The organism is Oscillospiraceae bacterium (assembly GCA_025757985.1).
Classification (GTDB): Bacteria; Bacillota; Clostridia; order Oscillospirales; family Ruminococcaceae; genus Gemmiger.
In genome coordinates, this window is record CP107210.1 from 2,900,086 (window position 1) to 2,914,429 (window position 14,344).

Below are 14,344 nucleotides of genomic sequence, written 5' to 3' on the forward strand. Positions count from 1 at the left end.
CAAGTTTCTCTCAACGCAACGAGAAGAGCGCTGTTACCATACAGTGCTCTTCTCGTTTTACTAAAAGCGTTGGCAATGATATTCAATCAGAACGACCCGAAAAGGACATCAGATTACCAAAAAAGGAAATATGGATTATGAATTTGTTTTTATGCTCACGTTTTTGCATCGTGGGGACTCTTATTAAAGAAAATTTGCAAAATAAGAGAATTGCATTTATCCCGACAGCCGCAGCCAAAGAAGGGGCTTCGCGGTATGTGCTGGCGGGTCGGGAGTTGCTCAGTGAAATGGGAGCAATCGTTACAGAAATTGATATTTCTAAGGAAAACAGGAATACAATCAAGGCAACCTTTGCGCAGGCAGATTGCATTTACTTTTCAGGAGGCAATTCGTTCTTCCTTATGGATGCGCTGCGAAAATCTGGAACAGACAAATTGCTGAAAAAAGAACTGCAGCGCGGCAAACTTATGGTGGGCGAGTCGGCAGGGGCTATTGTTTGCGCGCCGACGATTACTTATATTGAGCCAATGGATAAAAAACCGCCGGAGTATTCACAGCAAGACGATGCCGGGCTTGAGCTGGTAAAATACTATATTTTGCCGCACTTTCTTGATGAGGTTTATAGAAAAGCATCGGAGGAAATACTGGAAAAGTTCTCGGAATTGGATGTCCGTCCCATAAGCAATGATCAAGCAATACTCGTGAAGGATAATACATCAAAGATAATCTGTAACTCAGATAACGCAAAAGCAGTGCGAGATTTCAGAAACGAACAAGGATAACATCTTATTGTATGAAATTGGCCTGCGAATGCCTGACCGAGTGATTTTTAAGAAAGGAATGCGAGACAGTGACCACGCCCCTGATTGAAAAATTGAATATTACATCCTCGGTTTCGATAGTGATTATATCGATTTCTTTAATGTTATTTGGCGGGTTTGCCATGACAAGAATTACCAAACGCCTGAGACTCCCCAATGTCACGGCCTACATTGTTGCCGGCATTTTGATGGGTCCGTACTGCTTAAACCTGATCCCGGTAGGTCTTATCGAGAGGATGGATTTCATTGCAGACATCGCCTTGGCGTTCATTGCATTCAGCACGGGCGAGTTCTTCCGTTTTTCTACACTGAAAAAAAGCGGCGTTAAGGTGCTGCTTATTACGTTCCTTGAGGCGTGCTTGGCATCCATTGCGGTGTTTATCGCTACTCATTATGTGCTTGGTCTTGATATGGTATTTTCCGTCGTTCTTGCCGCGCTGGCATCAGCCACAGCACCTGCGTCTACCATGATGACGATTCGCCAGACGCACGCAAAGGGCGATTTTGTAGACACCCTTCTGCAGGTGGTCGCACTGGACGATGTGGTGGGGCTTGTCGCGTACAGCATCGCCATTTCCATCGCCTTGGCCTCCATGACCGGCAATTTTCAGGCGCAAAATGTGCTGCGTCCGATAATAATGAACCTGTTCGCGTTTGCGCTGGGCGGCGTATTTGGTTTGATTTTGAAGTTTCTTCTTCACAAGCGATCAACCGACAATCGCCTAATCGTATCTATTGCGCTGCTCTTTGCATTCTGCGGAATTTGTGCGCTGATGGGCGTTTCGTCGCTACTGGGCTGTATGTCCATGTCGATGATTTACATCAATACCTCCGACGACGAAAGGCTTTTTAAGCAGCTGAATTACTTCAGCCCTCCGCTGCTCTTGCTGTTCTTTGTGCGGTCTGGTCTCAACTTTGATTTGGGTGCTATTTTCAGCTCCTCCGATCATATCGGTTCGGCCTCTTTGCTGGCTGTCGGTGTGGTCTACTTTGTCACAAGAATACTCGGCAAATACAGCGGCGCCTTCTTGGGTTGCCTGCTTGCCGGAAAGAACAAAAAAGTTCGCAACAACCTTGGGCTGGCTTTAATTCCACAGGCGGGCGTTGCCATTGGACTGGCCGCGATGGGAGCCCGCACCTTGGGCGGTGCAATGGGCGACGCGCTGGAAACAATTATCCTTGCCTCCAGCGTCTTGTACGAACTAATCGGACCTGCTTGCGCAAAATTGTCGCTGTACCTGTCGGGGTCGTATTCCAACAGGTTGGATGACATCGTGACTGAAACGGTCAAATGCGACGAGCATGAACCAGAAAACGAGGTCGAACGCCTGATTCGCCAGATACAGGCAATTCAAAAAGAATTGCCTGCGCACAACGATCCTTTTTTAGAGGATGAACAGGCATATGACGAGGCCGCTTACGAACATTACGCCTTGACAGGCTACCCCCAAGTATCGTATCAAAACACAAGGAGGAAAGCAGACATATGGACACTTTGATGTCACTTCAAATGTCAGACCCCATTGCGCAGCACCTTGGCAGTTGGTCACAGGAAATTAACGTGCTTTCCATCTGCCTGAGAATCGCCCTTGCCGTTTTCCTGACCTCCGTTATAGGCTGTGAACGATCCAGCAAGCGACATTCTGCTGGACTTAGAACCTTTGTGCTGATTTCGTTTTCATCTACCATCTGCATGATACTTGACATATACCTGATGCAGACTCAGGCAATCGACATACCGATTTTGTCTGCGGCCACCATGATTTCAGCGGCTTCCATCAGCGGAAAATCAATTCTTTTTAGCTCACGCGGTCAAATCAAAGGGCTTACTACCTCTGCGGCGCTGTGGTCTTGCGCCGCCTTGGGCTTTACAATAGGTGCAGGGCTTTACACGGTAACACTGATTGTGTTTGCATTCCTTCTGTGTATCCTGTCGGCGTTTCCCACCATTGAGGTGTATCTGAAGAACCGTTCCAACCACTTTGAAATCCATTTAGAGCTTAAAAACATCGAGTATCTGCGCGACTTTGTTACAGTCAGCCGCCGCTTAGGGCTGCGAATTGATGATATTGAATCGAACCCCGCCTATGTGGGCTCCGGACTAAGCGTATATACGATTACCGTTACAATTTGCAGCAGCGAACTGAAGAAGTATAAGACGCACCATGAGATTATAGAAGCACTGAAATCGCTGGATTACATTTATCATCTGGAAGAACTGCGATAGCAGGTTGATGGCTGGCAGGATGATTTTCTTAATGTGTTTTTTCGTTGATCACCTTCGCCGCCACAAACCATCGTCCATCTTCAAACCATAACTCGCGCTCTTTGCCTTGAATCATACAGGTATAGCGATCCCCAACACCGCCCACATCGGCGGCACGGCGGCAGATGTCCTTAATCTTGTCTATTTTGTAGACCTGCCCTTTATCAAAAATAATCTGCAGGGGTCGCAATCGTCCCTCGGTGCTGAAGCGCACATCGACTTCCACATAGCGCTTTTCTCGTTGAATCATTTACGATGCCTCCTATGCCGTATGAAAATACCCGACCGGGTGGATGTTGTGGTCGTCGTAGGCGTTAATGCCGCCCAAAACGGGATCCGTGTACACTACCGCCCGCTGTACACTGCGGTAACCGTATCGCTGGCGCAGGGTGTCCACGGCTTTGTCGATGTGCTCCAGCTTCTCGCGCTTTTCCTCGTTGGAAAAAAATCCTAATTGCACTGCGCAGTCTGCGGGGCACAGGTCGGCACCGCGCACACCGATGCCGCGCAGGGGCTTCGGCCACGAATAATTGCGCTTGAATAAATCAAAGGCGATGCGGGCAATTTCTATACTTACATTGGTGGGGCTATCCAGCTTTCGGCGGCGCGTAAAGCCGGACAGTTCATTGTCCCGCACATAAATCTCCACCACATTGCACTTGCTGCCGAGGTCGCGCATACGCATAGCGACGCTTTCGGAGAGCAGCACCAACATCAGCCACACATCTTCATCTGTGGTCAAATCGCGCGGCGTGGTGGCGCTGTTGCCCACACTCTTAATGGCAGAATGTGCATCCTGCTTGGCGACCGGCGTTTGGTCCAATCCACGCGCAAAAGCCGAGAGTGTGTAACCCATCACACCAAACCAGCCCTTGAGGACTTCAGGGTTTGTTTCCGCAAGCTGACCGATGGTGCGAATGCCGTAACTGCCGAGTTTGCGCTGTGTGGCATTGCCCACATACAAAAGGTCACCCACCGGCAGCGGGTAGACAATTTGCTTATAATTATCAGGCTCGATGACCGTTATGGCATCAGGCTTTTTATAATCGCTGCCGAGTTTTGCGGTGATTTTATTAAAAGAAACGCCAATCGAAACGGTGATTCCCAACTCCCGTTTAATGCGGTCGCTGATTTCTTTGGCAATTTTTACAGGGTCCCCAAACAAACCCAGACTGCCCGTAATATCCAGCCACGCCTCGTCCAAGCCAAAACTCTCCACTTGGTCGGTGTAGTCACGGAAAATCTCGCGCACATAGCTGCTGTATTTCTGGTATTTGCCATAGCTGGCAGGAACCACGATCAGGTCACGGCAATGCTGCTTTGCCTCCCAAATGGGCATTGCCGTTTTCACGCCCATTCTCTTGGCGGGATAGCTTGCGGTGAGAACGATACCGTGCCGCGCCTCCGGATCGCCGCACACGGCGATGCTTTTTCCGCGCAGTTCTGGGTGTTCCTGCATTTCAACGCTTGCGTAAAAGCAGTTGCAATCGCAATGCAGTATATGCCGCTGTCCCATATTGTTCCCACCTCCTATACGCCTATTGTAACACCACAATGTTTCTCTTTCAAGTGCATTTTACATGACTATAAACGAAAATCCGTGTAATTGTACACTTGACTTTACATACAGAAAGCAGTACAATATAGTTGAGGTGATATACCGTGAGCAACTGGAATAAGCGTATTCGTGCCGCGCGTGAAGCGCAGAAGATGACCCGCGAGATGGTCGTACAGAAAATGCAGCAGTTCCTGCCGGAATCCGAGAAGGCTGTGTCCACACGTTCCTTGATGTCGTGGGAGGCCGGCGAGCGCGAACCCCGTGTTACCGTGGGTGTGGCGCTGGCAAAGGCTTTAGGGTTTGAGGATGTGGCAGTTTTGTATCTGGATTCCGAACCCAAGCTGAATCAGGCGGGGCAGCAGCGTTTGGGGGAATACCGATCCATGCTGCTGCACACGGCAGCGTTTACCGAGAAACCGGAACCGACACTGCGATTGCTGCCGGTCTATTTACAGCCTGCCTCTGCCGGTACCGGTCAGTGGCTGGATGATGACGCCCAAGAGATGACCGAAGTGGATGAATCCGTACCCACCAAGGCGGAGTTCGGTGTCCGCATCGCTGGTGACAGTATGGAGCCGCGCTTTGTGAATGGGCAGACCGTTTGGGTCAAGGCTGCACAAGATGCCAACAACGGCGATATTGTGCTTTGCACCTTGAACGACCAAGGCTATTGCAAAAAGCTGCGCAAGGACGAAAACGGCATTGCGCTGATTTCCCTGAATAAAAAATACGACCCCATCCCTGTGCGGGAGGAGGACGAATTCAGGATCGCCGGTATTGTAGTAGGATAAGGAAGGAGCATCGCGTATGTGTGGACGGTATCAGTTTTCTGCCGATGAATATAAAGAGATTCGCCAAATCGTGCGCGATGCACAGCGCCGCAGCGAGGGAAACGAACTCAATTTCCCAATGGCAGGAGATATTTGCCCCTCGCAGGTGGCACCGGTGCTGGTTTCACGCGGGGAGAAGATTGTGGGCGAGTTCCAGCAATGGGGGCTGCCCGGTTTCCGCGGCAGGCAGCAAATCATCAATGCCCGCGCCGAAACCGTGACGGAAAAGCCGATGTTTCGCCGCAGTATTGCCTTCCAGCGCTGTGTGATCCCTGCCACCGGCTTTTATGAATGGGACGCCGCCAAGCACAAATATTTTTTCCAAATGCCGGGACAGCCGATTTACTTGGCGGGCATTTATGATAATATAAGTGGTGTGAACTGCTTTATCATTCTGACCACCGCGCCCAACGATTCGGTAGCGCCCATCCACGACCGTATGCCGTTGCTGCTCTCCCACGAGCAGGTGCGCCCGTGGTTGGTGGACGCCGGTGCGGCGCTGGAACTGCTTTGCAGCCGCCCGCCGCTACTGCAGCGCACAAGCTGTGACGGGCAGTTGGGCTTTGATGATTTGCTTTGAGGAAAACTATGGATCAAATCGAGAAATTTGTAAAGGATTCGGGGCTGAGGATTCCTGCCTACAATGTCTGTTTTTATGACAGCAACGGCACCGACGAGATTCTGGACAACATTCTTTGCGGCAAAAAGCGCGCCAACACGGGGTTGTTCAACCTGTTTGAAGCCCAGATGCAACTGCTGCCGCGCACGGGTGATTACACGGTCGTGTTGGACAGCGATATGCAGCCGCGCTGCATTACCCGCACCACAAAGGTGGACGTTGTCCCGTTTGAAGATGTGACGGCAGATTGTGCCGCCGCCGAGGGGGACAGCACCCTTGCCGCGTGGAAGAAGGCCCACCGCAAGGCGTTTGCCGCAGCGTGTGAGGAAATCGGCAGGAACTTTGACGAAAGCATGAAGTGCGTCTGCGAGTATTTTGATGTGGTTTACCGGGCAGATGGGCAGTGAGATAAATCGGAAGTTATAAAGGAGAAACACTATGGGATTATTTGGTAAAAGCAAAAAAGAGCGAGAAAAAGAGTATATGAACAGATTAGATGTTCCATTATGTTTAAAAGAAGACTTTGAATTGATTATTGATGATGTATTTACAATTATGGGGGTTGGAACAGTTGTCACAGGAAACATATCAACAGGAATGTGTAGAGAAGGAGAAAATGCGTGTGTTTATAAAACAAATGGAGGTGTATTAGAGACTATAATTACTAACATCGATATACATACAAAAGAACGAAAATCAAATGGTTGTGGATATAAAACAGAACATGTTGGACTTGGGTTAAGAGGAGTTTCTAAGGAACAATTAGAAAAAGGAGATAGAGTGATTGTAAAGAATGCCAATATGTATGGAATGTAATTACAAATTCATGTTTGCAGAATCAAGAAAACTGGAATTTGAGGTGATGAAACTATGGCTGAAATACAAATTGCATGGTTAGAATTGATGACAGTTGGAGGTCTTGGTGTAATATTAGTTCTACTAGGAGTTACTTTCAATATCATTGTAAAAAGACAGAATAAATTGTGTACAAAAAAGACAGACGGTATTGTTAAACAATATGGGTTTCCTGGAAATGGAAGAGTGTACCCAATCGTTGAGTACTTTGTGAATGGAACTTGTTATAAAGCAAAGAAAAAATTTCGAGGAATTATAACAACGCAACTATCAGGAGTACCTGTACCGATGAAATCAGAAGTCTATGAAGATGAAAAAGGATGGCTACATGTAAAAACTGGAGCTATTGCCAATTTGCGTCAATTTGCGGAGCAGTTGTGGCCTATCAACAGTAAGATGACAGTTTATTATAATCCAAACAATCCTAAAAAGTGTTATGTTGATAGACCAATTTCAAAAAGTTTTACTTCCATGATGTTTATCATAATGGGGACAGTAACAATACTCTCGAGTGTACTGGTATTCTTTTTGATGCAGTTATAAATTGCAAAAGATAATTGCTAATCAGACAACTTCAAGTTTGTAGAATTGTAAAGGAATAATATTATTTTAAATGAGCTATTCGGATTAAATGCGTTGCCTTCTAACGGGTCAAGGATGAACCATGATACAATCAAACTTGAGTATGGTATTAAACATCAAAATATTGGTAATTTCCTTTTAGTTAAGAAACAAATATAGTAAGAGCAAAATATCGCTCTTTTTTCATTCAAAAATAAGTTATACTAGAAACAGAGGTGATATCCATGATCAACGATAAAGAGAAAAAAATGATTCAAAGATATTGTATATGTAATCAATGAGGAACAGGCGGCAACGGTGCGCAGAATCTTTAATCTGTACGCCGAGGGGCACGGAGAAACGACTGTTGCCAAAATGCTTATAGAAGAAAACCGCAAGGATGGCGGTGGTGGCCTGAGCTGGACGGCGAGCAAGGTATCACGGGTACTCCGCAAGCCCACTTACAAGGGCTATATGACCTATAATAAATCCCATATTGATGACTTCCTCAGCCATAACCGCATCAATCACAGCGAGGAGGACTTTGTTCTTGTAAAGGGAAACTTTGAGCCAATCGTCTCAGAGGAGCTATGGGAAACCTGCAATCAGATCCGCAGTAAGCGAGCTGCATTTGTCAAAGGAAAAGATGGTCGTACCCATAAATTTGGTGTGTCCTTTCCGCAGAACAAATGGACGAAAATTCTGTTTTGCGATTGTGGGATGCGATTCCAAATCGAAGGCTACGATAAAACGGCCAACGGTGGGAAAAATATGCGGCTTATCTGTGCACGGTCGAAAATGTTCAAAAAGAAAGATGCCGCCAGAGCACTGAATGGCATTTCTTGTCCGGCACCATACGCATCTGAATGGAAGCTGGAATTGATGGCAAGGGAAGTGTTCCGTACTGTTTGGAAAGAAAATGCCGAGGATATACTGAGTCTTTTGCGGACGTTGGATGCAAATCTGAACACTACCGGCACACCGAATGATGGAAACCAGCTGGAGCACAAGCTCTCTGCGCTGAATGAGGAATTGGACGATCTTGTCAGCCAGCGGGCAAGCCGAAGCATAACTATGGATGATTTCTTAAGCAAAAGTACGGAAATCAACAATGAGATTATAAATGTCGAAGGCTTACTGCAAAGTTCCATACAGGAACAGCGTCCTAAAGCAAGGTTAGATATGCACAGCATCGAGGCTGCACTCAGCGATGATGCCTCTTTTCCGGATGGTAAAATAGAGCCGGGCTTTCTGGACAGGTATACCAACCGGATTGTAAAAAGCAATAACCGCTACATTTGGATGTTGCAGTTGATGAATGTGCAGCAGATCATGCCTATCCAATCGGAAAGGCAGCCGATAGCGATGGTTACCTATAAAAGTGGCGTTCCCTATGATATTGAGAAAGAGCAAATCGGCAAGCAGGATAAAGAAAGTGCTGGACCCGATTGCGCGACAATATGTCGTCCACAGGATTTCTTTTTGAACATGAGCCGAACCAAAAGAAAGCGTAAGTTGGTGGAATGGCTGGAAAGCTGTCAAGAAAATCAGGTGAGCGTGCTGGATGAAAAGATACCACTTTTGAGTTTTGCGGTTGACTTTGTGACAGCCTATGAGTATCAGAAAGTGCGTGGGATTAAGATCCACCCCGGTTTGTGGAAAGATATGCGTGTGGATATATTTCTGGTAAAAAAAGAAAATTGAAAAAGTTGTGGAAAAAATCCGATTCGCTGTTCTCTTATGTATTAGGAGGTTCCAAACCTCCGAAAAAGTGAATAGCGTCCTCTGCTGTACCGCATTGGGGAAGCAGCGCCATGACTGGATTCCACGAGCGTGCCAAGATGCGAGAAAACATATCGCATGGCTGCAAAGCGATGCGAGGCAAAGCGCCGGGAAGGGTTGCCTGTCTGGAATTTGCAGAGGGAGAGAAACGCACAGCTATAACGACAGATCGTGCCGTGGAGGAAATACTTCCACGGCATTATTGTATCGTTATGGAATGACGCTAGATTTGCTATTTGAATCAGTAAATGGTAATATTATAATTCGGATGAAGAATAGACCGTGATGGCAACTATTCGGGAATTCCGAATGGTTCAAACAGATGACATCTGACAGGTTCATCGAAGGAAAATTATCGCAATTTGTGGCTTATTGCGCCTTTCGAGTTTTATCTGCATATATTTTTGAAGATTATATGCAGAAAGCAGGATTCCATGTGGCAAAATTTAATTCGTCATAGCAGATGAGGTGTCTGCGATGATAGATCATGCTATGAAAGAAATCCCTGCTGCGGCGCTTTTGTACTATTATATATAGGGTAGGGAAATTTCCAACTTGCTATTTGTATCGATAAATGGTACTATATGACTATACTAATGTCATTTGAATGGTTAGAAATAAATGACTTCTGAAGGAGGCTTTGGCGAAATGGGAAGATTCGTGAATCCGGATAATAGTGCGTTTCAAGTTGCACTGAATTCAAAAATTTATATGGATAAAACGGGTCTGCTGGAATATACCAACAGCGTTCTTGATACACCAGAAGCATATATCTGCAATAGCCGCCCCCGGAGATTTGGTAAGTCCTATACGGCTAATATGCTGGCAGCCTATTACAGCAAAGGCTGCGATTCAGAAAAGATGTTCGATGGGCTTACAATCGGCAAGAGTAGCGACTTCAAAAAGCATCTCAACAAGTATGATGTGATCCATATAGATGTACAATGGTTTTTGTCCAGCTGTGCAGACATCAAAAGTATTATATCCTACATTACGCAATCGGTTTTGGAGGAACTAAAAGAGTACTACCCTGAAGTTCTTCCTAACGAAGTGTTGACATTGGCGGACGCTTTGTCGCGCATCAGAAACTCGACCGGTCAGAAATTTATTGTGATTATTGATGAATGGGATATTCTGATCCGAGATGAAGCAACCAATAAGGCTGTTCAAGAAGAATATATCTATTTCTTGAGAGGCTTATTCAAAGGTACAGAGCCGACAAAATACATTCAGCTTGCATACCTCACCGGCATTCTGCCAATCAAAAAGGAAAAAACGCAGTCGGCCTTGAATAACTTCGATGAGTTTACCATGGTCAGTGCCGGCACGTTGGCACCTTTCATTGGCTTTACGGAAGAAGAAGTTAAGAATCTTTGCGAGGAGTACCACAAAGACTTTGACAAGGTAAAAAAGTGGTACGATGGTTACTTGCTGCGGGATTACCAAGTTTATAATCCCAGAGCTGTTGTCAGCGTTATGCTGAAGGGAGAGTTTAAGAGCTACTGGTCGGAAACGGCTTCCTATGAAGCAATCGTTCCCCTTATCAACATGAACTATGATGGGCTGAAAACGGCAATCATTGAAATGCTTTCCGGTGGGGAAGTTAAAGTAAACACGGCTACCTTCAAGAACGATACCGTTAATATCCAAAGCAAAGATGATGTTTTGACATATATGATCCATCTTGGCTACTTGGGATATGACCAGAACCGAAAAACAGCGTTCGTTCCGAATGAGGAAATCCGGCAGGAATTGACACTTGCGGTGGAAAGCAAGCATTGGAATGAGATGTTGCTGTTCCAGCAGGAGTCTGAGAAGTTGCTGGATGCGACATTGGATATGGATGGCGATGCAGTAGCCACTCAGGTTGAGAAAATCCATGATGACTATGTTTCTGCCATCCAGTACAACAATGAAAACTCCTTGAGCAGCGTCTTGGCGATTGCATACCTGAGCGCTATGCAATATTACTTTAAGCCGGTTCGAGAGCTGCCCGCGGGCAGGGGCTTCGCAGACTTCGTTTTCGTACCAAAACCGGAGTACCGAAATGACTATCCGGCGCTTGTTGTGGAGTTGAAGTGGAACCAAACGGCGGAGACTGCGATGCAGCAGATTAAGGAAAAAAAATATCCGGATTCGCTGCGTGGCTATACAGGAAATCTTCTCTTGGTAGCTATCAACTATGACAAGAAAACGAAGAAACATCAGTGCCTTATTGAAAAAGTAGTATAAAGATCATGCCGTGGAAGGAACCTTCTTCCACGGCTTTTCTATACCATGATTGAGTCATTGACTTGTACATTTTGAAAATACTGAATACTCCTCATCATTTATCTTTACACTAATCCATATCCTCGATTTCTTCATTGCACGACAACAAGCCCGTATACAGATTGCAGCAACAATCTATACGCAGGCTCGCCTTCGTACCTCCTTATTCTGTTTTCTGCTCTATCAGCTTTCGCTGTGGGTGGGTTAAGTATAGAGCGCAACCAGAAGCCATTAGCACCTGAAATCACGCTGGCCGTAACGCACTATGACAGGCAGAAACAGGTTGAGGTGAAAAGGTCAAGCCGCGTAAACCCGCATGAAATCAGGCTTTTCTCTGGTTGCCCATATGCGGTTGTCAAGTAAGGAACAAAAAATTTTACAAAAAAATAAGCCCTACAAGGCTTTCAGTCGGTTTCAAACCGATCTAAACCTTGTAGGGCTTGACTGTTTGCTCTATATAATTCTTATTTTATACCGCCTGCAGTGGCGTATTTTCCAAGATTTTCTTGAACTCTTCTACTGTCATTCCAGCGTCTTCCGCTGCTTCTTCAATCGTCACACGGCCCTTTCTCACCTGCTTAACCAGCATCCGCATCTCACCAATGCTAATGCCTTCGGCCTTTACCCCCTGACTAAGGTTGCACATAACAAGCACCTCTCTTTCCAGTTCTTCGTTCATTGCAACGCCAAATTCTTCTTCAAGAATTTTCCTTTTCTCTGTGACTGCTCTGGTCGAATGGAATAACGAACCAGAGTGTTTTGGAACTCCTTGGTTTGGTGTGTACAAACCCAGATGCAGATTCCTCATCCCAAAAGCCAGGCGATGACATTCACAACTTTTATACCATCGTAATTTCCGAGTAAAAAACGATCCAGTGTCAGGACAATCTTTTCATAGTTATCCTGAATATCATACGCAGAACATCAAATTATTTTCCCGTTTCGGAAACTTTTATTTTATCGGGTTCAATATTTTCCAATTTCAGAAACGCATCAGATACGAGGCACGGAAAAGTGCTTAACTCCAGCTCCACCAAAGCAAATCTGTTCGCATGGGTAGAAACTCTCAACCTGTACCGCTCCCATTCCTACGGAATGAAACACCCTCATAGCCGAAAAGATTTACGAATATCAAGCTGACAGATGTAAAAAATTCAACATAGATTTGTCTATATCGGATTTTCCCGCATCATGCCGTCCATTAAATCGATAGCTTTTTCCTACTGCTAAATCCTTTGCCTCTCGTTGTCTTCAGCTCTTCTTCAAGGTAATAGTCACCATGATAGAATTTAGAAACATCCATATCAAGAGCTTCAATTACTCGACACGCCAAGCCAAAAGAACAGGTCAAAATACTTCTTTCCCCAGATTCCAACCTTTGATATTGACGTAATGTTATTTTTGCGCGATCAGCAACCTCTTGTTGCGTCAGCCTTAATATTTGTCGTTTTTCCGATAAGACAGCCGCTGCCGTTGGAATTATCGTTTGAAAGCCATCTAAAATTCCGGTACTCATAGTATTAGCTCCCTTCATCACGTCCATTTGGACGTATTATACGACCAAGTGGACGTGATGTCAAGTTGTACACTTTTGAGGCGAGAGGGCACTTTGTTCATCTTTTTCAAGCGAAATGATAACTGCATTTTTCTCGGCATCATACCGTCCTTTAAACTGATGGTCTTTTCCTGCCGCCAGATCATTTGCTTCCAGCAACACCTGAATGAACTGTATTCCGTTAATCATCATCCGACACTGCCCATCGGTCAGCAGCCTGTCCGGGACCTTAAAGGACATGGGATGCTCCGCAGCACACGGCGTGATTGCAATAGACTTCCGATCTTTCCTCTGCAAAACGCAGATATAGGCCGGACTTCCAAGAATACGGATAACATCTTTCCCAACATTCATTCTCCGGCTTTCCGCCGGAATTGTCACTCGCAGGTTCATAACTCGCCCAGAATTCATGTCGGCATTCCTCTCTTAGCAATCTCATTGCCCGATTGTTGTACGTTTTCAAGCTGTCCCGGTAAATCTGGCAAAGGTATATTTTCAGATTCTTCACGTTGCGGAATCGGTATTGAAGTAGTGCCTGCTTCCCGTTCGGGCTCATCCAATACAGTAGAACTCTGATACCCAATAAAATCCTCGAACAGATTCATCTGATGGTCTGCAATATAGTCATTATAAGATTTTCCGATACGGTTCTTATAGGCATCCGGGAAGAATTTCATCTGCTTTTTCTTCATTTCACCAGTAAGCGGATCCGTATATTCCTGTGGCTTCGGGGTGAACATGATTGCTTCTTCCAAATCAAACAACATACAAAGACCCTGATCAGAATTAGCCACCCGTCCAAGCACTTTATAACGGCATTCCCGATTCCAGTTCATGAGCCTGAAGATATTTTCCACAAATTCCAAAGAGGTAATATCCTTATTCACCCAGTTTTCGTCCTTCTGTCTTGCCCATTCAACAGATGCGCTGTCCTCTTCTGGGCACATAATCAGCGCAAGCCGCTTCTTGTTTGGGTGCAGAATCGGAAGAACATACTTGATTCCTTCAAAAAGCCGGATGCAGGCCATATTAAATTTCATAACGCCATACTTTATGCTCACTGCTGGCTTATTCAGCATGGAAAATTGTGTACGCGGCGGAAGTTCATAGCCATCGAACTTTTCGTACTCCAGTTCTCTTTTATGTTCTTTCCGTATCTGTGCAAGTTCACGAATCAAGGAGATTTCCCGAACGCTCAGTTCCTGCGTCCTGCTTTTTTCTTCCAT

16 protein-coding genes are annotated in these 14,344 nt (G+C 45.8%); 10 read left to right on the plus strand and 6 right to left on the minus strand.

What is annotated here, in order from left to right; genetic code table 11:
• Window positions 1-137 precede the first annotated feature (137 nt).
• The 3 genes from OGM67_13685 to OGM67_13695 all read left to right on the plus strand — a co-directional run bounded on the left by OGM67_13685 (window position 138) and on the right by OGM67_13695 (window position 3,048).
• A complete protein-coding gene (locus tag OGM67_13685; protein ID UYJ34590.1) occupies window positions 138-782 on the plus strand; it encodes a Type 1 glutamine amidotransferase-like domain-containing protein in 645 nt (214 codons plus the stop codon).
• Window positions 783-850: 68 nt separating this feature from the next.
• Window positions 851-2,320, plus strand: a complete 1,470-nt coding sequence (locus tag OGM67_13690; protein ID UYJ34591.1) for a cation:proton antiporter — start codon at window positions 851-853, stop codon at window positions 2,318-2,320.
• Window positions 2,308-3,048 (plus strand): MgtC/SapB family protein, encoded by a 741-nt coding sequence (locus OGM67_13695; GenBank protein ID UYJ34592.1) that lies wholly within the window; start codon window positions 2,308-2,310, stop codon window positions 3,046-3,048. Before OGM67_13690 ends, OGM67_13695 begins: the two co-directional genes overlap by 13 nt.
• A gap of 28 nt (window positions 3,049-3,076) precedes the next feature.
• On the opposite strand, the gene OGM67_13700 is transcribed toward OGM67_13695, so the two are convergent.
• On the minus strand, window positions 3,077-3,337 hold the full coding sequence (locus tag OGM67_13700; GenBank protein UYJ34593.1) for a hypothetical protein: 261 nt from the start codon (window positions 3,335-3,337) through the stop codon (window positions 3,077-3,079).
• 12 nt (window positions 3,338-3,349) lie between these two features.
• On the minus strand, window positions 3,350-4,603 hold the full coding sequence (gene dinB, locus OGM67_13705) for a DNA polymerase IV (protein UYJ34594.1): 1,254 nt from the start codon (window positions 4,601-4,603) through the stop codon (window positions 3,350-3,352).
• Between the two features lie 146 nt (window positions 4,604-4,749).
• On the opposite strand from dinB, the gene OGM67_13710 reads away from it, so the two are divergent.
• The 7 genes from OGM67_13710 to OGM67_13740 all read left to right on the plus strand — a co-directional run bounded on the left by OGM67_13710 (window position 4,750) and on the right by OGM67_13740 (window position 11,524).
• Window positions 4,750-5,436, plus strand: a complete 687-nt coding sequence (locus tag OGM67_13710) for a LexA family transcriptional regulator (protein UYJ34595.1) — start codon at window positions 4,750-4,752, stop codon at window positions 5,434-5,436.
• A gap of 16 nt (window positions 5,437-5,452) precedes the next feature.
• Window positions 5,453-6,055: an SOS response-associated peptidase gene (locus OGM67_13715; protein ID UYJ34596.1), complete on the plus strand. Its 603-nt coding sequence runs from the start codon at window positions 5,453-5,455 to the stop codon at window positions 6,053-6,055.
• An 8-nt stretch (window positions 6,056-6,063) separates the two neighbouring features.
• A complete protein-coding gene (locus OGM67_13720) occupies window positions 6,064-6,501 on the plus strand; it encodes an ASCH domain-containing protein (protein UYJ34597.1) in 438 nt (145 codons plus the stop codon).
• Between the two features lie 31 nt (window positions 6,502-6,532).
• A complete protein-coding gene (locus OGM67_13725) occupies window positions 6,533-6,910 on the plus strand; it encodes a hypothetical protein (protein UYJ34598.1) in 378 nt (125 codons plus the stop codon).
• Window positions 6,911-6,964: 54 nt separating this feature from the next.
• Entirely contained in the window at window positions 6,965-7,492 is a 528-nt protein-coding gene (locus tag OGM67_13730; protein UYJ34599.1) for a hypothetical protein, read from the plus strand.
• A gap of 336 nt (window positions 7,493-7,828) precedes the next feature.
• Window positions 7,829-9,214 (plus strand): recombinase family protein, encoded by a 1,386-nt coding sequence (locus OGM67_13735; protein ID UYJ34600.1) that lies wholly within the window; start codon window positions 7,829-7,831, stop codon window positions 9,212-9,214.
• Between the two features lie 726 nt (window positions 9,215-9,940).
• Window positions 9,941-11,524, plus strand: coding sequence for an ATP-binding protein (locus OGM67_13740; protein ID UYJ34601.1), 1,584 nt, complete (start codon window positions 9,941-9,943; stop codon window positions 11,522-11,524).
• 508 nt (window positions 11,525-12,032) lie between these two features.
• Here OGM67_13740 and OGM67_13745 read toward each other — a convergent pair.
• From OGM67_13745 to OGM67_13760, 4 genes are all read right to left on the minus strand, one after another.
• Window positions 12,033-12,242 (minus strand): hypothetical protein, encoded by a 210-nt coding sequence (locus tag OGM67_13745; GenBank protein ID UYJ34602.1) that lies wholly within the window; start codon window positions 12,240-12,242, stop codon window positions 12,033-12,035.
• A gap of 522 nt (window positions 12,243-12,764) precedes the next feature.
• Window positions 12,765-13,079: a helix-turn-helix domain-containing protein gene (locus OGM67_13750; protein ID UYJ34603.1), complete on the minus strand. Its 315-nt coding sequence runs from the start codon at window positions 13,077-13,079 to the stop codon at window positions 12,765-12,767.
• Between the two features lie 60 nt (window positions 13,080-13,139).
• Window positions 13,140-13,511, minus strand: coding sequence for a hypothetical protein (locus OGM67_13755; GenBank protein ID UYJ34604.1), 372 nt, complete (start codon window positions 13,509-13,511; stop codon window positions 13,140-13,142).
• 14 nt (window positions 13,512-13,525) lie between these two features.
• The gene (locus OGM67_13760) at window positions 13,526-14,344 is read right to left on the minus strand and encodes a hypothetical protein (GenBank protein ID UYJ34605.1); all 819 of its coding nucleotides are present in this window, start codon (window positions 14,342-14,344) and stop codon (window positions 13,526-13,528) included.